This window comes from Nonomuraea sp. NPDC049480 (genome assembly GCF_044465905.1).
Lineage (GTDB): Bacteria > Actinomycetota > Actinomycetes > Streptosporangiales > Streptosporangiaceae > Nonomuraea.
Genome location: NZ_JBITMD010000004.1, coordinates 64,385 through 87,291, shown reverse-complemented (window position 1 = coordinate 87,291; position 22,907 = coordinate 64,385). Strand labels below are relative to the sequence as shown.

20 protein-coding genes are annotated in these 22,907 nt (G+C 70.2%); 6 read left to right on the top strand and 14 right to left on the bottom strand.

Annotated elements, in window-relative coordinates; genetic code table 11:
• Position 1 precedes the first annotated feature (1 nt).
• The gene (locus ACIBX3_RS13615; RefSeq protein ID WP_397116538.1) at positions 2-673 is read right to left on the bottom strand and encodes a DUF2306 domain-containing protein; all 672 of its coding nucleotides are present in this window, start codon (positions 671-673) and stop codon (positions 2-4) included.
• Positions 674-1,221: 548 nt separating this feature from the next.
• Complete coding sequence (locus tag ACIBX3_RS13610; protein WP_397116536.1) at positions 1,222-2,163, bottom strand: LysR family transcriptional regulator; 942 nt, start codon at positions 2,161-2,163, stop codon at positions 1,222-1,224.
• 88 nt (positions 2,164-2,251) lie between these two features.
• On the opposite strand from ACIBX3_RS13610, the gene ACIBX3_RS13605 reads away from it, so the two are divergent.
• From ACIBX3_RS13605 to ACIBX3_RS13595, 3 genes are read left to right on the top strand one after another with little or no spacing between them, the layout of a single operon-like run.
• Positions 2,252-3,175 (top strand): zinc-binding dehydrogenase, encoded by a 924-nt coding sequence (locus ACIBX3_RS13605; RefSeq protein WP_397116534.1) that lies wholly within the window; start codon positions 2,252-2,254, stop codon positions 3,173-3,175.
• Positions 3,172-4,152 (top strand): alpha/beta hydrolase family protein, encoded by a 981-nt coding sequence (locus ACIBX3_RS13600; protein WP_397116532.1) that lies wholly within the window; start codon positions 3,172-3,174, stop codon positions 4,150-4,152. The genes ACIBX3_RS13605 and ACIBX3_RS13600 overlap by 4 nt, the downstream gene beginning before the upstream one ends.
• Entirely contained in the window at positions 4,152-4,895 is a 744-nt protein-coding gene (locus ACIBX3_RS13595) for an SDR family oxidoreductase (RefSeq protein ID WP_397116530.1), read from the top strand. The genes ACIBX3_RS13600 and ACIBX3_RS13595 overlap by 1 nt, the downstream gene beginning before the upstream one ends.
• A gap of 173 nt (positions 4,896-5,068) precedes the next feature.
• Here the strand turns inward: ACIBX3_RS13595 and ppdK are convergent, their stop codons facing one another.
• A complete protein-coding gene (gene ppdK, locus ACIBX3_RS13590; RefSeq protein ID WP_397116528.1) occupies positions 5,069-7,705 on the bottom strand; it encodes a pyruvate, phosphate dikinase in 2,637 nt (878 codons plus the stop codon).
• Between the two features lie 228 nt (positions 7,706-7,933).
• Here ppdK and ACIBX3_RS13585 point away from each other — a divergent pair, with 228 nt between their 5' ends.
• Complete coding sequence (locus ACIBX3_RS13585) at positions 7,934-9,313, top strand: cytochrome bc complex cytochrome b subunit (RefSeq protein WP_397116526.1); 1,380 nt, start codon at positions 7,934-7,936, stop codon at positions 9,311-9,313.
• Here the strand turns inward: ACIBX3_RS13585 and ACIBX3_RS13580 are convergent.
• From ACIBX3_RS13580 to ACIBX3_RS13550, 7 genes are read right to left on the bottom strand one after another with little or no spacing between them, the layout of a single operon-like run.
• The gene (locus ACIBX3_RS13580) at positions 9,305-10,474 is read right to left on the bottom strand and encodes an ATP-binding protein (protein ID WP_397116524.1); all 1,170 of its coding nucleotides are present in this window, start codon (positions 10,472-10,474) and stop codon (positions 9,305-9,307) included. The two genes, ACIBX3_RS13585 and ACIBX3_RS13580, sit on opposite strands and share 9 nt — an antisense overlap.
• On the bottom strand, positions 10,471-11,139 hold the full coding sequence (locus ACIBX3_RS13575; RefSeq protein ID WP_397116522.1) for a response regulator transcription factor: 669 nt from the start codon (positions 11,137-11,139) through the stop codon (positions 10,471-10,473). Before ACIBX3_RS13575 ends, ACIBX3_RS13580 begins: the two co-directional genes overlap by 4 nt.
• Before the next feature lie 10 nt (positions 11,140-11,149).
• Positions 11,150-12,013 (bottom strand): S1C family serine protease, encoded by an 864-nt coding sequence (locus tag ACIBX3_RS13570; RefSeq protein WP_397116520.1) that lies wholly within the window; start codon positions 12,011-12,013, stop codon positions 11,150-11,152.
• On the bottom strand, positions 12,010-12,951 hold the full coding sequence (locus ACIBX3_RS13565) for a VWA domain-containing protein (RefSeq protein ID WP_397116518.1): 942 nt from the start codon (positions 12,949-12,951) through the stop codon (positions 12,010-12,012). The genes ACIBX3_RS13570 and ACIBX3_RS13565 overlap by 4 nt, the downstream gene beginning before the upstream one ends.
• Positions 12,948-13,937, bottom strand: a complete 990-nt coding sequence (locus tag ACIBX3_RS13560) for a DUF58 domain-containing protein (RefSeq protein ID WP_397116516.1) — start codon at positions 13,935-13,937, stop codon at positions 12,948-12,950. Before ACIBX3_RS13560 ends, ACIBX3_RS13565 begins: the two co-directional genes overlap by 4 nt.
• A complete protein-coding gene (locus tag ACIBX3_RS13555; RefSeq protein WP_397116514.1) occupies positions 13,934-14,947 on the bottom strand; it encodes an AAA family ATPase in 1,014 nt (337 codons plus the stop codon). The genes ACIBX3_RS13560 and ACIBX3_RS13555 overlap by 4 nt, the downstream gene beginning before the upstream one ends.
• Complete coding sequence (locus ACIBX3_RS13550; protein WP_397116512.1) at positions 14,944-15,090, bottom strand: hypothetical protein; 147 nt, start codon at positions 15,088-15,090, stop codon at positions 14,944-14,946. Before ACIBX3_RS13550 ends, ACIBX3_RS13555 begins: the two co-directional genes overlap by 4 nt.
• Before the next feature lie 126 nt (positions 15,091-15,216).
• Here ACIBX3_RS13550 and ACIBX3_RS13545 point away from each other — a divergent pair, with 126 nt between their 5' ends.
• Positions 15,217-15,780 carry a dienelactone hydrolase family protein gene (locus ACIBX3_RS13545; protein ID WP_397116510.1) on the top strand — a complete coding sequence of 188 codons (564 nt, stop codon included), beginning with the start codon at positions 15,217-15,219 and terminating at the stop codon, positions 15,778-15,780.
• Positions 15,781-15,838: 58 nt separating this feature from the next.
• On the opposite strand, the gene ACIBX3_RS13540 is transcribed toward ACIBX3_RS13545, so the two are convergent.
• The 3 genes from ACIBX3_RS13540 to ACIBX3_RS13530 form a co-directional block, all read right to left on the bottom strand.
• Positions 15,839-18,949, bottom strand: a complete 3,111-nt coding sequence (locus ACIBX3_RS13540) for a M14 family zinc carboxypeptidase (RefSeq protein WP_397116508.1) — start codon at positions 18,947-18,949, stop codon at positions 15,839-15,841.
• Positions 18,950-19,189: 240 nt separating this feature from the next.
• The gene (locus ACIBX3_RS13535) at positions 19,190-20,575 is read right to left on the bottom strand and encodes a glycine--tRNA ligase (protein ID WP_397116506.1); all 1,386 of its coding nucleotides are present in this window, start codon (positions 20,573-20,575) and stop codon (positions 19,190-19,192) included.
• A gap of 94 nt (positions 20,576-20,669) precedes the next feature.
• Positions 20,670-20,948, bottom strand: coding sequence for an antibiotic biosynthesis monooxygenase family protein (locus ACIBX3_RS13530; RefSeq protein ID WP_397116504.1), 279 nt, complete (start codon positions 20,946-20,948; stop codon positions 20,670-20,672).
• Between the two features lie 68 nt (positions 20,949-21,016).
• On the opposite strand from ACIBX3_RS13530, the gene ACIBX3_RS13525 reads away from it, so the two are divergent.
• Positions 21,017-21,361, top strand: a complete 345-nt coding sequence (locus ACIBX3_RS13525; protein ID WP_397116502.1) for a DUF6703 family protein — start codon at positions 21,017-21,019, stop codon at positions 21,359-21,361.
• Positions 21,362-21,365: 4 nt separating this feature from the next.
• Here the strand turns inward: ACIBX3_RS13525 and ACIBX3_RS13520 are convergent, their stop codons facing one another.
• Complete coding sequence (locus ACIBX3_RS13520; RefSeq protein ID WP_397116500.1) at positions 21,366-22,895, bottom strand: aldehyde dehydrogenase family protein; 1,530 nt, start codon at positions 22,893-22,895, stop codon at positions 21,366-21,368.
• Positions 22,896-22,907: the final 12 nt, after the last annotated feature.

Below are 22,907 nucleotides of genomic sequence, written 5' to 3'. Positions count from 1 at the left end.
ATCAGGGCCGCCGGATCATGATCTCCACGACGGCGAGGTTGACGATCCACCCGAGCACCTGCCCGATCGGGATGACGGACTGGGCGCTCGCGCCGATGGAGCCGGCGTTCACCGTGTCGCTGAACGGCACCTGGGCCAGCAGGATGAGCGGCACCAGGACCCGTGAGGTGACGGCGAGGAAGGTGAGCGCGTAGTTGCGCATCATCCACTGCCGGTGCCGCACGAAGTCGCGGCGGCGGGCGGCACGGAAGGCGAGCCAGCCGGTGGCGAGCCAGCCGGTGGCGAGCCACAGCACGGCGGGAATCGTCAGGCCGATCTGGGTGATGAGCCGGCCCGAGAGCAGCGCCACCGGTATCGCGGTCAGCGCGGACGGCAGCACCCCGGCGAGGAGGTAGCAGCGGCCGATCGTCCGGTGCGCCCGTCTGCGCGCCCGTCTGCGCGCCCGGATCGCCGGGACGTACTGGAGCGGGCCGAGGACGAGCGCGACCAGCGCGGTGAAGATGTGCGCGACGAGCAGGTAATAGCGCGCCCCGCCGCCCACGTCGAGCCGGCTGCCGGCGGCGTCGAGCCCGAGACAGGGCGTGACGAGCACGGCACCGAAAACCGCCGCGACGGCCGCCATCAGCCAGATCCGGCGGGCTCGCGCCGGAGCGCCGCTTACGTGGTGGGTCATGACTTCCTCCAGCACTTCGGCTGGCCATCATGCGGCGGAGCCGGACGGCCCGCATCCGCCCGTGCCGGCCCTGCAGGGGGTCGGCACCGTGCCGCTCCCTGACTGCGCCAGAGTGGGGCGTCTGCTGGTCAGAGGGCCGCGATCAGGGCAGTCGAATTTGTACTCGTGATCAATGAGCTCGGACCCTTAGGCCTCATGGAGCGCCAACCCGGCACCCGACCGTGAATGTCGACGACGGCCCTGTGCGGCGCGCCCACGCCGATCTTCCTGTCCTCTCACCATCAGGTGCGACATCCCATACGAAGGATCGCGTGGCGCCGGTCGAAGGAGCTCTCTTTGTACGAATGGGAACCACACCGCCCTCGTACCCCGCGGACGCGGGTGATCAAGACGTCCTGTTGTGGCGAACTGGAGCTGTGCTCCGAAGGTGGGCAATACCTGATCTTGCGCTTCACCGGCGACGGTCACGAAGAGACCGCCTGCGGGCGGTACGTGGACGCTCTGCGCGCCGGGAACACGCTCACACAGCAACACCAGCATCCCGGGGGTCAGGGACGGTTCCGCCGCGGTGAGGGGTGATGCTCGGGAAGCCAATCGCGGGTGGGATCGTATTCGAGCCAGCGGTTGCGCTCCGCCTCCGCCGTGAAGGCACGCGTCAAGGCTTCCAGCAGCGGATGGCCGCCGTTGTCCCGCCACAGGAGCGACCAGGCGTACAAGGGTGTCGGATCCACCAGCGGGACCGAGCGGATCGCCGGGTCGGATGGGAGCGGTATGTCCGCGGGCAGCAGGCAGAAGCGGCGCGGATCGGCTGCCAGATCCGCCAGGAAGTGGTCCAGCCCCAGATTGGCGCCCTCGGCCTGGTCGCGGATGCCGAAGTGCTCGGCGAAGCGGTGCAGGAAGTCCAGCCGATGGAGCGGCCCCGGAGTCCACAGCACGCTGTCGCGCAGTTGCTCGGGCCGGATGGCCGGGGCGTGCGCCAGTGGATGGTCGGCGCTGAGGATCGCATCCACCGGCTCCAGTCGTATCAGGCGATGCGTCAGTCCGGCGGGCAGAGGCGCGTGGACGCGGCCGAAGGCGGCGTCCACGGTGCCGTGCAGCAGCGCGGCGGCCACCGCAGGCAGGTCACGGCCATGCCCGAGTTCCAGCCGCGGCTCGTGGGACGCCACCTGCGCCAGCGTGCGCATGGGCGCGTACAGGTGGCCCCACACATCGATCCGCAACTGACGGTGAACATCCAGCACCGCCGCCACGGCCAGGTCCGCGGCGGCCAAGGTTTGCCGGGCGGGCTCCAGGAAACGTCGCCCTGCCTCGGTGAGCCGCACCCCGTGGCCACCGCGTTCGAACAGGCGCCTGCCGAGCATGGACTCCAGGCGGGCGATCCGCTTGGACAGCGCCTGCTGGGAAATCGACAGTTCCTCGGCCGCGTGACCGAAGTGCAGCTCTTCGGCGGCCAGCACGAACGCGCGCACCTGCGCCAGGTCGAGGTCCACGTCTGTCACCTTAGGCGACAACCAGTGGTTGTCGGGCTCACCTGTGCGTTGTTGGATCGCGCAACCCTGGCACCGGTTTCATGGCCGCATGCGAAGATTGATCCCCACGGGAGATGCAGCGCGTCCGGTGGAGTTCGCCCAGGACGCGCAGCCCGTACCCACCACGGGCCAAGTGCTGATCAAGGTCGAGGCCTTCTCCCCGAACCGAGGTGAGACGTTCCTGCTGGAGGGGCCGAAACCCGGCCCGCTGCCCGGCAAGGACGTCGCCGGCCTGGTCGTGCAGGCCGCTGCCGACGGCTCAGGGCCGTCGGCCGGCACCCGCGTGGTGGGCCATCCGCCGATGGGCGGCTGGGCCGAGTACGTGGCCGTGCCCACTCACTCGCTGGCCGTGCTGCCCGACGAGATCAGCGCCGTCCAGGCGGCCGCGCTGCCGCTGGCCGGGATCACCGCGCTTCGGTTGCTCCGTACGGCCGGCGCCCTGGCGGGCAGGCGGGTGCTGGTCACCGGCGCCTCTGGCGGGGTGGGCCACTATCTCACCGAGATGGCGGCCGCGGCGGGGGCGGAGGTGAGTGCGGTCACCGCCACTGTGGAGCGTGGTGCACGCCTGCGCGAGCTGGGTGCCGCGGCGATCGTGCACGACGTGGCGGACACGGGCGGGCCGTTCGACGTGGTGCTGGAGTCGACCGGCGGCAGCGTGCTCGCGACCGCGCTGGCCAGGCTGGTCCCCGGCGGCACGCTGGTCTGGTTCGGCCAGGCCAGCCGTACCCCGGCGACGGTGAACTTCTTCGACCTGCTCGCCGGGCCGGAGAACGCAGTGATCCGGCACTTCCACTATGCGGGCGCGCCGTACGGCCCTGATCTGGCCACCTTGGTACGCCTGGTGTCCGGCGGGCGGCTTCACCCGGAGATCGGCCGTACCGCCGATTGGAGCCAGACCGCCGATGTGCTGGTCGACCTGCGGGAACGCCGGATCCGCGGTAACGCCGTCCTGACGATCGGAGCACCACGATGAGCGCCGCCGACTTCGCCGCCGCCAACCTGACGCGAGCCACGGGAGCCGGGCTGGACCCGCACGAATATCAGCGGGTCGCCGGTGAGCTGGCCGACCTGGGCCGCTGGGGCGAGGCCTTGATGCGCGCCGCACACGGACACCTTGTGCGCGCCGAGCAGGCGGGCACGGCGATTTCCGCGGGCGAGCATTATCAGGTCGCGGCCCGCTGGTTCCACTTCGCCACCCTGGGGCCGAATCCTGAACACGCTCTCGCCGCCGTGAAGGCCGACGCCGCCATGGGCCGCGCCCTGCGACTGCTGGAGCCTGGCGCGCGCCGGATCGAGGGATCAGGCTTCGCCGGCTGGCTGCGCGGCCCGGCCGATGCGGTGGCCACGGTCGTAGTGGTGCCCGGGCTGGATTCCAGCAAGGAGGAGTTCCACGACTTGATCACCGCCTTGCTGCGCCGGGGCTTGGCGGTGTTCGCCATGGACGGGCCGGGCCAGGGCACGCTCGCGGCCACCTCCACGATCACTGCGGACTACCATCAGGTGATCGGCCGGGTCATCGACGCACTCGGCGTCGAGAGCGTGGGACTGGTCGGGCTCAGCCTCGGCGGCTACTACGTCGCCGAAAGCGCCGCCCATGAACCGCGCGTCGCGGCCGCGGTCACCGTCAGCGGTCCCTTCCGCCTGGATTGGGACACCCTGCCGTCCCTCGTACAGGAGATTCTCATCCAGCGCGCCGGCGGAGAGGAAGCCGCCCGCCACTTCGCCCGCCAGGTGGACCTGTCCACCCTCGCTCCGCGCATCACCTGCCCTCTCATGGTGGTGGACGGCGGCCAGGACCTCATCCCCGGCGTGACCAACGGCGAACCCCTCGCCCGCCTGGCGCCACGCGGACAGTACTTGCACATCCCTCACGGCGACCACCTGCTCGGCAACGCCCGCCCCGACTGGCTGCCGGCGGCCGCCGACCGACTTTCCGGAGCACTCACCTAATGCGCTTCATCGACAAAACCGCGTTGATCACCGGCGGCACGAGCGGCATGGGACTGGCCACCGCACACCGCCTCGTCGCCGAAGGCGCGCACGTGATCGTCACCGGCCGCACCCAGCGGCGTGTGGACCAGGCCGCAGCCATGCTCGGCCCGCACGCCCTCGGCATGGTGGCGGACGCGGCCGACCTCAACCAACTGGACGCCCTCATGGACACGATCAAGACTCGGCACGGCAGGCTGGACGTCGTCTTCGCCAACGCGGGCGTGGGCACCTTCGTGCCCTTCGCCGACATCACCGAAGCCGACTTCGATCAAAGCATCGCGGTGAACGTCAAAGGCGTGTTCTTCACGATCCAGAAGGCGCTGCCGCTGTTGGCCGATGGCGGCTCCATCGTGATCAACGCCTCGTGGACCCTGCATCGTGGCAACGGCATCCTCACGCTCTACTCGGCCACCAAAGCGGCCGCGCACAACCTGGCCCGCACCCTGGCGGCGGAACTCGCACCGCGTGGAATTCGCGTCAACTCCATCAGTCCGGGATACATCGACACACCCATGTACCCGGCCGCGGCGTTGAGCGAGACGGAGGCGGCGGCCATCACCGGCCGGGTGGTGGCCGGCCGGTTCGGCCTGGCGGAGGAGGTCGCCGCGGCGGTGACGTTCCTGGCCTCCTCAGAGGCGTCCTACATCAACGGCCAAGACCTCGTCATCGATGGCGGCCTGGTGACGGCGATCCCCGCCTGACCATGCCGCTCATGTACGAGAAGGGCGCTGCGGCATCACCGGGCGCGCCGGCTTGCCCCTTGGGAGGCGCTGCCTGAGCACTCGAATGGCGCGCAGCGCCCCCCGGCGAAGACCTTGCTTTTCGCCTAGGACCTCCTGGAGCTCCCTGGAGCCCTGGGCGGTCCCAGGACTTCCTAGCGGGTGTCGGAGTCGGTGTCGGTCAAGGCGGCGCGGCCCGCCTCCAGCCGGGCCACCGGGATCCGGAACGGCGAGCAGGAGACGTAGTCCAGGCCCACCTCATGGCAGAAGTGGACCGAGTCCGGGTCCCCGCCGTGCTCCCCGCAGATCCCGAGGTGCAGGTCCGGCCGTGCCGCCCGGCCCTCATCCACCGCGATCTTGACCAACCGCCCCACACCATCCCTGTCCAGGGTCTCGAACGGGGAGACGCCGAAGATCCCCAGGTTGAGGTACTGGGAGAAGAAGGCGGCCTCCACGTCGTCCCTGGAGAAGCCCCACACCATCTGAGTGAGATCGTTGGTGCCGAACGAGAAGAACTCGGCGGCCTCCGCGATCTGGCCGGCGGTCAACGCCGCCCGGGGGACCTCGATCATGGTGCCGATCAGGGCCTCGACCCCGACCTCGGCGAGGATCTTGACGGCCTCCTCGCGTACCGACTCCAGCTCCTGCACGGCCGCCACCAGCGGGATCATGATCTCCGGGCGGGCGCCCGGGACCTCCTTCGCGGCATGGGCGATGGCTCTGACCTGCATGGCGAACAGGCCGGGGATCACCAGCCCCAAGCGGACGCCGCGCAGGCCGAGCATCGGGTTCTGCTCGTGCAGGCGCTTCACGGCCGCCAGGAGCTTGCGGTCCTTCTCCGTGACGTCCGACGACGTGGCGATCTTGACGGACAGGTCGACGATGTCGGGCAGGAACTCGTGCAGGGGCGGGTCGATGAGGCGGATGGTGACGGGGTCGCCGTCCATGGCCTGGAATATGCCGGTGAAGTCGGACTTCTGGAGGGGTTCCAGGGCGTCCAGCGCGGCCTGGCGTTCCTCGTCGGAAGAGGCCAGGACCAGGTCCTCCACCAGCTGCCGGCGCTCGCCCAGGAACATGTGCTCGGTACGGCACAGGCCGATGCCCTGCGCGCCGAAGCGGCGGGCCCGCGCGGCGTCGTCGGCAGTGTCCGCGTTCGCCCGTACGCCGAGCCTGCGGGCGGCGTCCGCGTGGCGCATGATGCGGTCCACCGCACGGACGAGCTCGTCGTCCGGCTCGGCGCCCTCGAAGTACTCGACCACGGCCGAGGCCACGACCGGGACCTCGCCGAGGTACACCTCGCCGGTCGTCCCGTCGATGGAGATCACGTCGCCTTCCGACACGACCACCCCGTCCGGTGCCGTGAAGGTCCGGTCACGGGTGTTGACGTCCAGCTCCTCCGCCCCGCACACGCACGTCTTGCCCATGCCGCGGGCGACCACGGCGGCGTGGGAGGTCTTGCCGCCGCGGCTGGTCAGGACGCCCTTGGCGGCGATCATGCCGGACAGGTCGTCGGGGTTGGTCTCGCGGCGGACGAGGATGACGTCCTCGCCCTGCTCGGTCAGCTCCACGGCCCGCTCGGAGGAGAAGACGGCCTTGCCGACGGCGGCGCCCGGGGAGGCGTTCATGCCCTTGGCGATCTTCTTCTTCTCGGCGCCGCCGTCGAAGCGCGGGAACATGAGCTGGACCAGCTGGTCGCCGGTGACGCGCGTGACGGCCTCGTCGAGGCTGATGAGGCCCTGGTCGACGAGCTGGGTGGCGATGCAGAACGCGGCCGCCGCCGTACGCTTGCCGACCCGCGTCTGGAGCATCCACAACTTGCCGCGCTCGATCGTGAACTCGATGTCGCACAGGTCCTTGTAGTGCGTCTCCAGCGTCTCCATGATGCCGAGGAGCTCGTCGTACGAGTGCTTGTCGATGCGCTCGAGCTCCTCCAGCGGGATCGTGTTGCGGATGCCCGCGACCACGTCCTCGCCCTGGGCGTTCTGCAGGTAGTCGCCGTAGATGCCCTGCCGGCCGGTCCCCGGGTCGCGGGTGAAGGCGACGCCGGTGCCGGAGTCGTCGCCGTAGTTGCCGAAGACCATGGCCATGATGTTGACGGCGGTGCCGAGGTCGGCGGGGATGCGCTCCTGGCGGCGGTAGAGGATGGCGCGCGGGGCGTTCCAGGAGTCGAAGACGGCCATGACGGCCAGGCGCATCTGCTCGCGCGGGTCGGCGGGGAAGTCCTTGCCGGTCTGCTCGCGCACGATCCCCTTGTACGTCTCCACCAGGCCCTGCAGCTCGCCGGCGTCCAGGTCGGTGTCCTGGCGCCTGCCCTTGATCGCGTCGAGGGCGTGCTCGAACAGGTCGCCGTCGATGCCGAGCACCGTCTTGCCGAACATCTGGATGAGCCTGCGGTAGGAGTCCCACGCGAAGCGCTCGTTGCCGCCCGCCTGCTTGGCCAGGCCGTGCACGGACTCGTCGTTGAGCCCGATGTTGAGCACGGTCTCCATCATGCCCGGCATGGAGAACTTCGCGCCGGAGCGCACGCTCACCAGGAGCGGGTCGTCGGACTGGCCGAGCCTTCTGCCCATCTGGTCCTCGAGCGCGGAGAGGTGCTCGGCGACCTCCTGCTCGAGGCCGTCCGGGAGGCCGCCCCGTGTCAGGTAGTGGCGGCACGCCTCCGTGGTGATCGTGAATCCGGGGGGAACGGGCAACCCGAGGTTGGTCATCTCCGCGAGGTTCGCGCCTTTACCGCCGAGAAGATCCTTGAGATTCCTGTTGCCTTCGGTGAAGTCGTAAACATGCTTGGCCACCACAGCTCCAATCCAACGCCTCTGTCCCGGACTCTACCGGCGGAATTGATGATGAAACTGCACTCCTCGCCTAAGTCGTCATTTGTGCAGGTCAGAAGCATGTGAGAGGTCTAATCCAATTTATGAAGGTCAACACGGAATTGGTTTATACCAATTGGTTTACACCAATTCTTGTGAATGGGGCAAGGGAGGTGCAGAATTGGATCAACCCCCCGCCAGGAGGCGCCCATGGCCACTCCTACCAAGCCCAAGAGAAGGCCTCGCGTCGTGGCCGGTTCGGCGAAGGCGGCCCGCGACGCGGCGCTCTATCTTGACGATCGCCTGCCCTTCGCGCGCTGGTTCAGGCCGCAGCTCAGGAAGCTGTTTCCCAGCCACTGGTCGTTCCTGCTGGGCGAGCTGGCGCTGTACTCGTTCGCGCTGCTGGTGCTCACGGGCACGTTCCTCACGTTGTTCTACAAGCCCAACCCGGACGTGGCCTTCACCTCCACCGTGGAACTCAGCCTGGAGGTGCGCGGCGGGCTGCTGATGCGCCAGCTGCACCACTGGTCGGCGACAGTGTTCGTGCTGGCGATCGTGGCGCACCTGTGCCGGGTGTTCTTCACCGGCGCGTTCAGGAGGCCGCGCGAGCTGACGTGGATGCTCGGGGTGGTGCTGTTCGGGCTGGTGCTGTTCGAGTCGTTCCTGGGCGTCTCGCTGCCCGGCGACCAGCTCGCGATGACCGGGCTGCGGCAGGCGCAGGGGGTGTTGCTGTCGATTCCGCTGGTGGGGACGTACCTGTCGGCGTTCGTGTTCGACGGGGCCTTCCCCGGGCAGGTCATCCCGCGGATCTTCGTCACGCACGTGCTGCTGGTGCCGGGGATCCTGCTGGCGGTGGTGCCGCTGCACGCGCTGGTCCTCACCTGGCGGCAGAAGCACACCGAGCGAAGCGGTCGCGACCATGAACACGAGCGAAGGGCCACGGCGGCCGGGGAGCAGACCGTCACCGGCGGCCCGTTCTTCCCGTACTTCGCGATCAAGAACGGGGCGACGGCGCTGTTCACGATCGCCGCCATCGCGGCGCTGGCCACGTTCGCGCGGGTGAACCCGGTGTGGGAGCACGGGGCGTACCAGCCGGGCGCCCATCCGGTGGCGGCGCAGCCGTTCTGGTATTTCGGGGTGCTGGACGGCGCCCAGCGGCTCGTCCCGGGGTGGGAGATCACGATCGGCGGGTACGTGCTCCAGACCGGGCTGTGGATCCCGCCGCTGATCCTCACGGTGTTCTTCGGCGTGCTGCTCGTCTACCCGTTCCTGGAGCGGCGGTTCACCGGCGACGGGGACCAGCACCACCTGCTGGACCGGCCGTCGCAGGCGCCGGTGCGCACGGCGCTCGGCGTCGCGGTGATCACGTTCTTCACCGTGTTGTGGGCGGGGATGTGGGTCTCGCCGGCGCCGCCGGTGATGCGTTCGGCTCCGGGGTTCCCCGAGCCGCCGCCGGTCCCGGCGGCGCTGCTGACGGTCCCGGCGAGCACGTATGAAACGATCATCGTGGCCCTGCGGGTGGCGGTGTTCGTGCTGCCGGTGGTGGCCTTCCTCGTCACCCGTGCCGTGTGCCGCGGACGGTCAGCCTAGGGGGTTCTCCTCGGGCGGCGTGCCGGGCACGCCGTCGCGCGGTGGCAGCCACAGCACGAACGTCGCCCCCTCCCCCAGCCGGGAGAAGACCGCCACCCGGCCGCCGTGCGACTCCACGATCTGCCGGACGATGGCCAGGCCGAGGCCCGTGTGGCGGTCGCGGCGGCTGGTGTCGCCGCGCCAGAACCGGTCGAACACCCGCTCCCGGTCGGCCTCCTCGATGCCGGGGCCGTCGTCGCGGACCGCCGTCCACAACCAGCCCTCCCACCGGCCGGCCCCGACCTGGATCGTGCCGCCGGGCGGCGACAGGCGCACGGCGTTGGACAGCAGGTTCGCCACCGAGCGCCGCAGCGCGTCGGCGTCGCCGGTGATCTCCAGGCCGCGCCCCAGGTGACGGGTGATCGTCAGGTCGCGGGCGGCGGCCGGGGCCGTGTACTCCTCGCACGCCTCTCCCACCACTCTGGCCAGGTCGAGATCGGCGTCGGCGAACGCGCCGCCCTGCCGCCTGGCGCTGGCCAGCAGGTCCTCCACGAGCCTGGTCATGCGGGTGGTCGCGCGGTCCACGATGGCCACGGCCCTGACCCGCTCCTCGTCGCTGGCGTCGGGTGCGGCGAGCACGGCGTCCACGTTCGCCCTGATGATGGTCAGCGGGCTGCGCAGCTCGTGCGAGGCGTCGTCGATGAGCTGGCGCTGCGCCCGGAACGCCTCCTCCAGCCGGTCCAGCATGGTGTCGATGGTGTCGGCGAGGTCCTTCAGCTCGTCGCGCGGCCCGTTCAGGTTGATGCGCCGCTTCAGGTCCGTGGCCTGGATCTCCTCCGTGGTACGCGTGATCGAACGGACCGGGCGCAGCACGCGGCCGGCCAGGACCCAGCCGATGCCGAGACTGGCGACGTAGAGGCCGGCCAGGGTGTAGAGCGAGTAGTCGCGCAGCGTGGCCATGGTCCGGACGTTGACGGCGTTCTCCACCTCCTCGGCGAAGACCACCTCCCGCTTGCCGATGTACTGGCCGCCGCTGTACGCCTTGGCGTACTCGGGGGTGATCGGGCGCTGCTCGGTCGTCTTGGAGACCGCGAAGTAGATGCCGCCGAGCACCAGCGTGGCCAGCACGAACAGCAGGCCCGAGTAGAGCACGGTGAGCCGGAAGCGAATGGTGTGGATCATGCCGTCGGCTCCTTGAGCCGGTAGCCCCGGCTGATCACGGTCTCGATGAGGCCCTCTTCCTGCAGCTTGCGGCGCAGGTTGCCGACCGTGACCCGGACGGTGTTGGTGAACGGGTCGGCGTGCTCGTCCCAGACGTGTTCGAGCAGTTCTTCGGAGGACACGACGTGGCCCGGCCTGGTCATGAGGTAGTGCAGGACGCCGTACTCCTTGGGGGTGAGCGCCAGCGCCCTGCCGTCCAGCGTGACCTCCAGCCGGGCCGTGTCGATCCTCAGCCCGCCCACCTGGATCACGGACGTGCCGCCGTTGGAATCCCTGCGCAGCAGCGCCCGCACCCTGGCCAGCAGTTCGGGGAAGGCGAACGGCTTCACCAGGTAGTCGTCGGCCCCCTCGTCGAGTCCGCGTACGCGGTCGTCCAGCCGGTCGCGGGCGGTGACCATGAGAATCCGCACGCCCTGGCCCGCGGCGCGAACGGTCCGGCACAGCTGGAAGCCGTCCCCGCCGGGCAGGTTCAGGTCGAGCAGGACCAGGTCGTACGTGTTGACCTGCAACTTCTCGTGCGCGGACGGCGCGTCGTAGGACACGTCCACCGCATATCCGGCGCGTACGAGGCCGACGCGCATCGCCTCGACGAGGTCCTCCTCGTCCTCCACCACAAGCAGTCGCATGCCCTGCACCCTAATTTCGGATGATTCGTTCCGCGATGGGCGCGGCCCGGTCGATGGGGATGGCGAAACCGATGCCGATGTTGCCGCCGCCCCGGCCGGCCGCGATCGCGGTGTTCACACCGACGACTTCGCCCCGGGCGTTCACCAGCGGGCCGCCGGAGTTCCCCGGGTTGATGGACGCGTCGGTCTGGACGGCGTTCCGCCGGGCGCCGCCCAGTCGTACCTCACGGTCCAGGGCGCTGACGATGCCGGCGGTGACCGTGCCGGACAGTCCCAGCGGCGAGCCGATGGCGAGCACCTGGTCGCCCACCGAGAGGTCCGCGGACCTGCCCAGCGTGGCGGGCGTCAGGTCCCCGGGGTAGGACACCTCCAGCACGGCCAGGTCCTCGTCGTCGTCCTCGCCGATCACGCGGGCGGCCAGCCTGCGGCCGTCGCTGAGTATCACGGTCACGTCGTCGTACCCGCTGACCACGTGCGCGTTGGTGAGGATGTGACCGCGGCCGTCCACCACGAACCCCGACCCGCCGCCGCGCCCGGCCTCCACCGAGACCACGCTGGGCAGCACCCGGGCCGCGGTCGCGCTCAGCCCGGTCAGACTGGCCGACGGGGCCGCGGCGACCCTCGGCAGGGCCGCGGCGGGGGCCGGCTCGGACCCTTCAGAGAGCCGGGCCCCCGCCACGCCCGCCGCCGCCCCGGTGACCGCCGCGACGAGCACGGCGGCCACCAGCAGGCGTCCCTTGGGCGACGTCGTGGGGGGCTTGGGCGCCTTGTGCGCCCCAACCTGTGGAGAAAGGCCCGGGAGGACCGGCTCCTGGCGGGCCTCCAGGTGCGGCGTGACGAACTCCGGCCCGCGCGGGCTGCCGAGGCCCCTCATGGGAGCCTCGAGAACCACAACATCGACGTCACCGCCGCGATCAGCGCGAAGATCAGTCCCGCCGCCACGAACCACTGCCATACCTCCTGACGCTCGGTCCGGTACCCCACCGAGGTCCCGATGTCGTCGTAGACGGCCTGCAACTGGTCGCCGGTGGCCGCCTCGTAGAAGCCGCCGCCCGCCGCGTCGGCCAGCCCGCGCAGGGCCGGGCCGTCCACCGGCACCGGGACCTCGCGGCCGGAGAGGTTGATGGTGCCGTCCGCCGTGCCGTAGGCGATGGTGGTGACCGGTATGCGCCGGTTGGCGGCCTCCGCCGCCGCCTCGCTGACCGTGCGGCCGGTGGTGTTGGAGCCGTCGGACAGCAGCACGATGTGCGCGGGCGGCGCCTCCTCCTCCGAGTCGAGCGAGGCGATGGCCTCCAGCGAGGAGTAGACCGCCTCGCCGATCGCGGTGCCGGAGTCCATGCCGAGCCGGTCGATCGCCGTCAGCACGGCCTGCCGGTCCGTCGTGGGCGGCACGGCCACCGAGGCCCCCGAGGAGAACGGCACCAGCCCCAGGTTGAACCGCTCCGGCAGGCCCTGCACGAACTGCCTGGCCGCCTGCTTGGCCGCCTCGAAGCGGTTCGGGGAGACGTCGGTGGCGCCCATGGACGCGGACACGTCGAACGCCACCATGATCGTCGCCCGCTCCCTGGGCACCGTCACCTCGGCGGTCGGCCGGGCGAAGCCCACGACGAGCAGCGCGAACATGAGCAGCAGCGCCGCCGCGGGCACGTGCCTGCGCCAGCCCGGTCCCCTCGGGGCGACCTTGTCGAGCAGGTCGAGGTTGGTGAACCGGACGGCGTACGCGCTGCGCCGCAGGCCCACCACCACGTAGGTGACGGCCAGCAGGGCCACGGGGATGAGCAGGAGCAGCCAGATGGGCGCGAGCAGGCTCACGCCGCACCACCTCCTTCCGGGGGCCCGCCTGTGCCCGGGCCGGGCGGGTTGGAGCCCGCCGGGCGTGCCGGGAAGGCGGGGCTCGTGGCCAGCGCGGCCAGGCGGCGTTGTCTCATCACGTGCTTGACCAGGTCGCGCACCCAGTCCCGGTCGGTACGCAGCCGCAGGTGGGTGGCCCCGGCCCGGCGCATCGCCTGCGCGATGGCGTCGCGCTGCCCGGCCGCCGCCTCGGCGTACCTGCGCCGCAGCCGAGCACTGGAGGTCGCGATCTCGCGCCGCCGCCCCGTCTCCGGGTCGATCAGCGTCAGGATCCCCACGTTCGGCAGGCTCAGCTCGCGCGGGTCCAGTACCTCCACGGCCAGCACCTGGTGCCGGGCGGTGAGCCTGCGCAGCGGCAGCTCCCAGGTCTCGGGCGCGTCCAGGAAGTCCGACACGACGACCATCAGGCCGCGGCGCCGTACCACCCGGCCGAGCTGCTCGGCCGCCACCCCGAGCAGCGGCTCGGCCACGCCCGGCGGGGTGCGCGGCAGCGCGAACGCCGCCTGCAGCAGCGCCATCAGGTGCGGCCGGCCCGTCCTGGCGGGCAGCGTCCTGACGCCGCCGCCGTGCAGCATGTGCGTGCCGATCCGGTTGCCGGTCCGCTGGGTGAGGAAGCCGACCGCGGCCAGCGTGGACAGGGCCAGCTCCCGCTTCTCCATCGCCGCGGTGCCGAAGTCCATGCTGGCGGTCGCGTCGAGCAGGGCCCAGATCTCCAGCTCGCGGTCGGCGACCAGGTCGCGCACGTGGGGCTCGTTCGTGCGGGCGGTGACGTTCCAGTCCATCCGCCGCACGTCGTCGCCCGGCTGGTACGGCCTGGTCTCCGCCGGCTCGCTCCCCGGACCGGGCATCAGCCCCAGGTGCTCGCCCTGGAGCAGTCCGTCCAGCCTCCGGGTGATCGTCAGCTCGAGCCTGCGCAGTGCGGGCTCGGCGATCAGGTACGGCTTCATGCCACGGCTTCCTGACGCAGGGTCTCCTGCTGCCGGGCCCCGTCCTGCTGCGGGGCGATGACCGGCAGCGGCACGGCGGCCACCACCCGGTCCACGATCTCCCGCGGCGACACCCCGTCGGCCAGGGCGTCGAAGGACAGCACGAGCCGGTGCGCCATCACGTCGTGCGCCAGGTCCCGTACGTCCTCCGGCAGCACGTAGTCGCGCCCCCGCAGCACCGCGAGCGCCCGGCCGGCCGCCAGCAGGCCGAGCGTGGCACGGGGGCTCGCGCCGAACCCCAGCAGCCGGCGCACGTCCTGCACGCCGTACCGGTCGGGGTCTCGGGTGGCGTAGACGAGGCGGACGGCGTACTCGGCGACCGCGTGGTGCACGAACACCTGCTCGGCCCGCCGCTGAAGTGCGATGACGTGGGCGGGGTCGAGGACCTGCCGCGGCGCGGGCGGGTCCACGCTCATGCGGTAGACGATCGCCAGCTCCTCCGATTCGCTGGGATAGTCCACGTCGATCTTCATGAGGAAGCGGTCCCGCTGTGCCTCGGGCAGGTGGTAGACGCCCTCGGACTCGATCGGGTTCTGGGTGGCCAGCACCAGGAACGGCGTCGGCACCTCATGGGTGACACCGCCGATGCTGACCTGCCGCTCGGCCATGATCTCCAGCAGCGCGGACTGCACCTTCGCGGGCGCCCGGTTGATCTCGTCGGCGAGCAACAGGTTGGCCATGACCGGGCCGAGCTCGATGTCGAAGCTCTCGGTCGACGGCCGGTAGATCCTGGTGCCGACGATGTCGGAGGGCACCAGGTCGGGTGTGAACTGGATGCGCGCGAACGTGCCGCCGACCACGGTCGCCATGGTCTCCGCGGCGAGCGTCTTGGCGATGCCGGGCACACCCTCCAGCAGGCAGTGACCCTTGGCGAGCACTGCCACGAGCAGCCGCTCGACCATGTGGTCCTGGCCGACGATCACCCGCTTGACCTCGAACAGCGCCCGTTCCAGGAGCGCGGGATCCGTCACGGCTGCACGACCTTGTCGGGGCAGTCGTCGACGACCACCCGTAGCTCCAGCGCGCTCGGCTCGGGATCGGCGAACGCGGCGCTCCCGGTCATGAGCACCGCGCCGGTGGCCAGCAGCACAAGAGCGAAACGTGATGTACGCATGGTTTCCTCGTGTCCCTCGTATCGGCCTCTTAGTGGGCTTAGAAGGCATGTCATCAAGTGACCGCGAAAACCCGCGTAACCCTCGGCTTTACACGATTTTTCGGTCGACGGGGGTAGACCTCCGGCATGACGCCCATCCAGCGGTATCTCGCAGAAGAGGTGGCCCTCGACCACGCGGACGGCCTGATCCCCCGCCGGGAGGCGCTGCGGCGGCTCGCGCTGCTGGGCCTCGGGCTGCCCGCCGCCACCGCGCTCCTGGCCGCGTGCGGCGCCTCAGAGGAACCGGCCGCGCCCACCACCGCGGGGACCTCGCCCGCGACCTCCCCGGCGCCCGCCACCACGACGGTGAGCCCGGCAGGACCCTCGCCGCTGCCGACGGAGGCGATCACGTTCGCGGGGCCGGAGGGCACGACGTTGCAGGCGGCGTGGGCGGCCGCCGACGGGGACGCGAAGGGCGCCGTCCTGGTGATCCACGAGAACCGCGGCCTCACCGACCACATCCGCTCGGTCGCCGGCCGCCTGACCGCCAGCGGCTACTCGGCCCTGGCCGTCGACCTGCTGTCCCGCGAGGGCGGCACCGCCTCGTTCACCGACACCGCGGCGGCCACCGCCAAGCTCGGAGAGATCCCGCCGGAGCGGTTCGTGGCCGACATGAAGGCGGCGGTGGGCGAGCTGGGGCGGTGCCCATGACGCCGTTCGCCGGCGAGACGGCCACCCCGGGCAGGGGTGGCCGTTCGTCATGCGCGGGTCAGCCGATCAGATACTTCATCACCTTCTTCACGGTCGCGTTCCGCTCGTTGTCGCCGGCCAGTTGCTCCAGCCCGAACCCCAGCAGCACCGTGTCCTTGGTGGTCACGGCCGCCGTCCTGTCGGCCTCGGCGCGGACGAAGTCGCCGGCGCCGGTCGGGCTGCCCGCCGGAGGACCGGGGATCGCCCACGGGCCGAGCCCGCTCTCGAAGCCCTCGGACTCCAGCGTCCCGCCGGTGGTGGTGATCCGGGTGTCGTCGACGAACGCGCCCACGCCGCCCGTACTGGGGTCGGTCACGTAGCTGATCGATACCTCGACCTGCTGCCCCGCGTACGCGGACAGGTCGAAGGCCACCTGCTGCCAGCCGCCCGAGTTCTCGGTGAACCGGTTCCAGGACCCGCTGGTCCCGGTCGGCGTGCATGGGTTACCCGGGGTCAGGTAGTGCAGCAGCCAGGGGTGCTCCTCCAGGAGGAATCCGGCCTCGCACTCCGCCGGCACCTGGGTGTCGGTGCCGCCGTTGAGGTCCGGCAGCGTCGTCCAGTTGTCCTGGCCGACCGTGTGGGCCTCGACGATGACATTGTCGTAGCCGGGCTCGGTGTCGAAGGACAGCTGGAACGCCAGCCGCGGCTGCTGCGCCGCCGTCACGGAGCCCAGGTTGATCGTCCTGGTCAGCCGCATATACGAGTCGTCGGCATGCGTGCCCCTGATATACCACTGGCCCTCTATCGGGTCGAACGGCCCAGGGGTGCCGAGCTGGTAGCCCGCCGCCGGAGTGCCCGTGAAGCGCGGGAAGTCCGTGCCCATCGGCTGCAGGACCCCGGCCTCGTCAACCGGGTTGTCGGCGGTGGCAGGCCCGCCGAACGTGCCGCCCACCCCGGCCAGCGGGCCCGTGCCGGTGAAGCCGGCCGGGTTCTCGCGCGGAATGCGGCCGCCGACGCCGAGGTAGTACTGCGTGAAGTCGTCCGCCAGCAGCAGGCACTCGTCGAACAGGCCCTGGATGGTGGTGACCACGCAGTCGCCATCGGGGTTGCCGTCGATGCCGTAGTAGATGCCGCCGACGATGGTGTCGAGAATGCCGTAGTACGCAGCGGTCTCGCCGGTGTAGAGAAGCTTGCCCCCTTCGTTGAGGTAGTCGCGGACGGCGATGGTCAGGTTCTGTTGTGACGGCTTGACGTCGGCGTCGGGCAGGTCGCCGAGCGGGGTGACCGTCACCAGGTCCTGCTGCTCCATGGACAGCCGGTTGTCGCCCAGCTCCCACACGAGGGCCTTGAAGTGCGACAGCACGCCCAGGTGGTGCGGCACGCCCTGGGAGTCGACGTCCCAGGTCTCGGACGCGTACCCGGCGGCCTTGAGCGCCTGCTGATACTTCGCGGCGTACTTGGGCGCGGTCACCGACGGCGGGTAGTCCGGGTTCAAGCCGGTGTAGTCCTCGTTGGCGACCACCAGGACCTTGGCCGCGGAGTCCTTGGCCAGCGTGTACGTGAAGTGCGAGCTGGAGGCCTGGCCGCTGCCTCGTTTGAGGCCCTCGAACCAGACCTCGACCTTGTCACCCGGTTTCGCCCCGATCACGTAGCTCCGGTACTCGGCGAAGTACAGATCGTTCTCGCCGCCGTACCGCTTGCCGCCCTTCCACTCGCTCAGCTGCCTGGTCTGCACGCGGCCGCCGTTGATGCGGTAGCGCAGCACCTTGTTGAGCAGCGACCTGCGGGCGGTCACGGCCACCGGCTGGGGGTCGCCGTACGAGACGGTGAAGGAGTCCGGTGCGAAGTCCGGCACCGTGCGCCCGACCACGGAGACCGGCTTGTCGGGCGTGCGCACGGTCTTGGCCGCGGCGACCGCCAGGGGGATGTTCATCTCGAACTCCTCCCGGATCAGCCGCTCGTCGTCCGGGAACGTGAAGCCGAGCCCGCCGGCGCAGCCCTCGACCGTCCACTCGTCGTCGGGGTACTTCGCCGCCGCCGCCTCGCACGTGGACATCTCCGGCGTGATCGACATGATGCCGCGCAGGTTGGTCATGTGCCCGTCGGTCTCGCCGTTGGTGGTGTAGAGCTCGGCGCCGATGTCCGGGTCGTACGTCGGCACGGCCGGGTTCGCGTCGTCGCCCAGCATGGCCTCGAAGATCAGGTCGTCGGGCGACGGGGTCGCCTGCTGCCAGCCGATGCCGTACAGCAGCAGCATGGCCGCCGAGTGGTAGTTCAGCATGTACGTGAACTGCACCCGCTTGGTCAGGTTGTCCAGCGCCACGGTCTCCGGCTCGGACTGGGGCGCCTTGCCGCGGTAGGTCTGGCTGCTGATCAGGCTCGACGAGCCTTCGTCGTCGTAGCGCCACTTGTAGGCGAAGTTGCGGTTGGGGTCGACGCCGTCGTTGCTGGTGATCTGCCCGTCGCCGTCGTTGTCGCGCAGGTTCTTGCGCCACAGCCGGTTGTCCGGCGTGAAGGTGTAGTCGTAGCCGTCGGGGTTGGCCACCGGCAGGAACCACAGCTCCGTGGTGTTCACCAGCTGGGTCAGCTCGGCGTTGGTCCCGTAGCCGTTGAGGAAGTGGTGCAGCAGCCGCCGCACCATCTCGGGTGTGATCCACTCACGTGCGTGCTGCGCGGCCAGGTACAGCATGGCCGGGCGGGTGCCGTCACGCAGCTTGCGCGCGTCCTTGGTCACCTTGATCGCCGTGATGGGCGTGCCGTTGAGGCTGTTGCCGAGCTCGACGACCTTCGCGATGTTCGATTTGGCGTTGGCCGCGGCGATGACCTCCTCACGGATGCCTCCCGCGCCCGCGTAACGCTTGAAGACCCCGTCGCCCTGCTGCGCCTGCCGCGCCGTGTTCGCGGCCTGGGCCTTGAGGGTGATGCCTTGCTTGGCGAGAGAGTCGGCCAGCGCCGAGGCGAGGATCACCTCGACGGTGACCTTGCCGTCCGCCCGCTTGACGATCCTCATCTCCTCGCGGTCCACACCCGCCGCGACCAGCTTGGCCATCTGGTCCGAGCTCAGCTCACCGGTGTAGACGAAGACGCCGTCAGGTCCCGCCGTCGGTTCCGGCACCGCCGAGGCAGGCGGAACGGTGAACGAACCAAGGAGCAGGAACATGCCGGCGAACATGATGAACATGCGCTTCATCGCGCCTCCGAGAAAGTCGGCCCCCGAATGCCGCTAGGGATTGCCCGCAATCTCCGTGTACACCGGACTCTTGTCAATCACGACGGCCACATGTGGTCAAAGTTTGGACCATACGATCCCGGCGGGTGACGAACCCGTATGACAGGCGAACGCCGGCTCTGTGGTTCATGCGGGCCCCGGCCGCCGGAATCGAAAAGCCGCCCGCCGAAGTGCGGCGAGCGGCCTTTTCGAACCGAAGGATCAGTCGTTCAGGTGCTGGCGAAGATAGGACTCCACGCCGTCGATGGCGATGCGCTCCTGGGCCATGCTGTCGCGCTCGCGGATCGTCACGGCCTGGTCTTCCAGCGTGTCGAAGTCGACCGTGATGCAGAAGGGCGTGCCGATCTCGTCCTGGCGCCGGTAGCGGCGGCCGATCGCGCCCGCGTCGTCGAACTCGACGTTCCACCGGCGGCGCAGCTGCGCGGCCAGGTCGCGGGCCTTCGGCGACAGGTCGGCGTTGCGCGAAAGCGGCAGCACCGCGGCCTTGACCGGCGCGAGCCGGTGGTCGAGCCGCATGACCGTGCGCTTCTCCATCTGGCCCTTGGCGTTGGGGGCCTCGTCCTCGCTGTAGGCGTCGAGCAGGAACGTCAGCGTGGCGCGGTCGACGCCGGCCGCCGGCTCGATGACGTAGGGAACGTAGCGCTCCCCGGTGTCCTGCTCGAAGAAGCTGAGGTCGACGCCCGACGCCTTGGAATGGGAGCTGAGGTCGAAGTCGGTGCGGTTCGCGATGCCTTCGAGCTCACCCCACTCGGAACCGGCGAAGTTGAAGCGGTATTCGACGTCCACCGTCCGCTTGGAATAGTGGGACAACTTCTCCTTGGGGTGCTCGTAGAGCCGCAGGTTGTCCTTGTTGATGCCCAGATCGGAATACCAGCGGAAGCGCTCGTCGATCCAGTATTGGTGCCACTCCTCGTCCGTGCCCGGCTTGACGAAGAACTCCATCTCCATCTGCTCGAACTCGCGGGTGCGGAAGATGAAGTTGCCCGGCGTGATCTCGTTGCGGAACGACTTGCCGATCTGGCCGATGCCGAACGGGATCTTCCTGCGCGCGGACTGCTGGACGTTGAGGTAGTTGATGAAGATGCCCTGCGCGGTCTCCGGGCGCAGGAAGGCCAGGCCGGACTCGTCCTCGACCGGGCCGAGGAACGTCTTGAGCAGGCCGCTGAACTGCCGGGGCTCGGTGAAGGTGCCCTTGTTGCCGCAGTTGGGGCAGGTGATGTCGGCCAGGCCGCCCTCGGGCGACTTGCCGTTCTTCTCCTCGTAGGCCTCGACGAGGTGGTCGGCCCGGAAGCGCTTGTGACAGGACAGGCACTCGGTCAGCGGGTCGGTGAACGTCTCGACGTGGCCGCTGGCCCGCCACACCTCGGGCGCGAGGATGACGCAGGAGTCGAGACCCACGATGTCCTCGCGGGCCTGGACCATGGACAGCCACCACTGCCGCTTGACGTTGTTCTTCAGCTCGACACCCAGGGGACCGTAGTCCCACGACGCGCGAAGTCCGCCGTAGATCTCGCTCGACGGGTAAACGAGCCCGCGGCGTTTGGCGAGGCTGACGATGGTGTCCATGACGTCGGTGCGTCGTGCCATTTGGTTGAATCTCTTTCCGGCTGGAGGTCGGCGAGTGAAATTGATGAGATCCCAGCTTAGGGGACTGCCGCCCACTCTCGCGCGCGAGTAAATCCTATGCCCGGTCTTGGGTGTATATGTCCTCGTACGCACTGGGCTCGTGGACCATGAGAATCATCAGCGGATACATCGCCATCCGGGCGGCGGAGAGCGCTCTGCGGTAGAACCCGGCGCCCTCCCATTCCGTGATCATGGCCCACAGATTGGGCTCATCGACCGATCGGGCCAGCCGGCCCCGCTCGTAGCCGGGTTGGGCGGCGAACGTGTCGAGGATGGTCTGCCCCTGCTTGACGAAGTCTTGGGACTGGGACTCTGGCACGGTGTATCGGATCACGGCGAGCACCTGCAACAGCCTAGAGGCGCTTCACCCGCACGGTGCGCGATCTCCCGTAGGCTCTGGGGGTGGCCTCGAACAACAAGCGCCCGCTCCCCGAGGGTGAGCGATTCTTCACGCCGGGCGCGACCGGCCTGCGCAAGGCCGTGGAGCAGCGCAGCGCGGTGCCCTTGACCTACCTGTCCACGCAGTTGCCGCGGTGGGTGCCGCCCGTGGTGCTGGTGGTCCTGCTGCTGGCCGGATTCGCCGTGGCCAATCCGCTGGGCGGGGTGGCGGCGCTGGTGGTGCTGGCGTTCGTGGGGTGGCTGGCATACCTGTCGTGGCCGTCGCTGCGGCCTGGAGCGAAGCTGCTGCGGGTCGCCATGACGACGTTCCTCGTGCTGCTCGTGGCGACCCGCTTCGGGGCCTTTTAGGGCTTCAGGGCAGCAGCGTGTAGTGCGGGAAGTTGCCCGGGAGGCGTTCGGTGTCCGGGCCGGTGGTGGCGGCCCGCACCAGGAGTTCGCCGCCGACGAAGGCGCCGCGCCAGGAGGCGCCGAGGCCGCCGAACAGTTCCTCGCGGTCGCCGCGCGAGCGCGGGCGGTTGTGGCCGACCTTGAAGGCCCGGACCTCGGGTGCCAGCCGGCGGAAGGTCTCCTCCTCGTCGCAGGAGAGGGTCGCGACGAGGGCGCCGTTGCTGGCGTTCATGGCGGCCAGCAGTTCCGCCTCCGTGTCCACCAGCACGATCGTGTCGACCGGGCCGAAGGGCTCGGCGTGGTGGAGGGGTGAGGAGCGGGGCGGGTTGAGGAGGGCCGTCGGGGCGAAGTAAGCGGAAATATCCTGCCCCGGCAGGAAATGTCCGGCGTTCAGGGACGCGCGGTGCAGCGGGACGCCGCCGCGCGCGACCGCCTCGTCCACCTGGTCGGCGAGTTCCTTGGCCTTCGAGGCGTTGATCAGCGGGCCGAAGTCCAGCTCCGGCAGCGGATCGTCGGGGGCGGCGACGGCCAGGGGGTGGCCGTGGCGCAACGACTCGACCGCCGTCAGGTAGGCCCTGAGGAACTCGTTGAACAGCGAGCGCTGCACGACGAACCGCGGGTAGGCGGTGCAGCGCTGCTTGCCGTAGTCGAACGACGCGCGGATCTGCCTCGTGAGCAGGTCCCAGTCGCCGTACTCCCACACGCCCCAGCAGTTGAGCCCCTCCTGCTCCAGCACGTGCCGGCGCCCGAGGTCGGCCAGCGAGGTGGCGACCTTCGCCCCGGCGTCCCTGCCGCCGACGAACGACACGCACCCCAGCGACCGCCCTGCCACCAGGACCGGCGACAGGTCCGCCCCTCCCCCGCTGACCAGCGTGAACGGCAGCCCTTCGCGGACGGCCAGCGCGCAGGCCAGGGTGAGGCAGCACAAGCCGCCGTCCGTGGGGGTCTTGGCGATGACCGCGTTCCCGGCCAGCGCCTGGACCAGCATGGCGTGCATGAGCACGCTCATCGGGTAGTTCCAGCTCGCGATGTTGCTGACCGGGCCGGGCAGCGGCGTGCGCCCGGCGACCATGCGGTCGATCTCCTCCACGTACCACCGGACCCCGTCCAGGCAGCGGTCCACGTCGGCGCAGGCCGTCTTCCACGGCTTGCCGATCTCCCAGACCAGGAGCAGGGCCAGCAGGTCGCGGTGGGCGGCCATGGCGTCGACGGCCGCCGTCACCATGGCCTTGCGCTGGGCGAGCGGTACGTGCCGCCAGCGCCGGTGCTCTTCGACGGCGCCCGCCACCGCACGGCCGGCGCCCGCCCGGTCGAGCCGGGGAGGGCCGGCGATGGCGGTGCCGTCCAGGGGCGAGAAACCGGGCACCGGGCGTCCGTCGCGGTGCCAGATGCCGCCCCAGTGGTTGAGCACGCGGTCGTCGTGGAAGGCCTCGGGCGCCGCCGCGCAGCAGCGGTCGTAGGCGTCGGACCAGGCCGTACCCGGCTTGAGCCGCATGTGCGTGCCTCC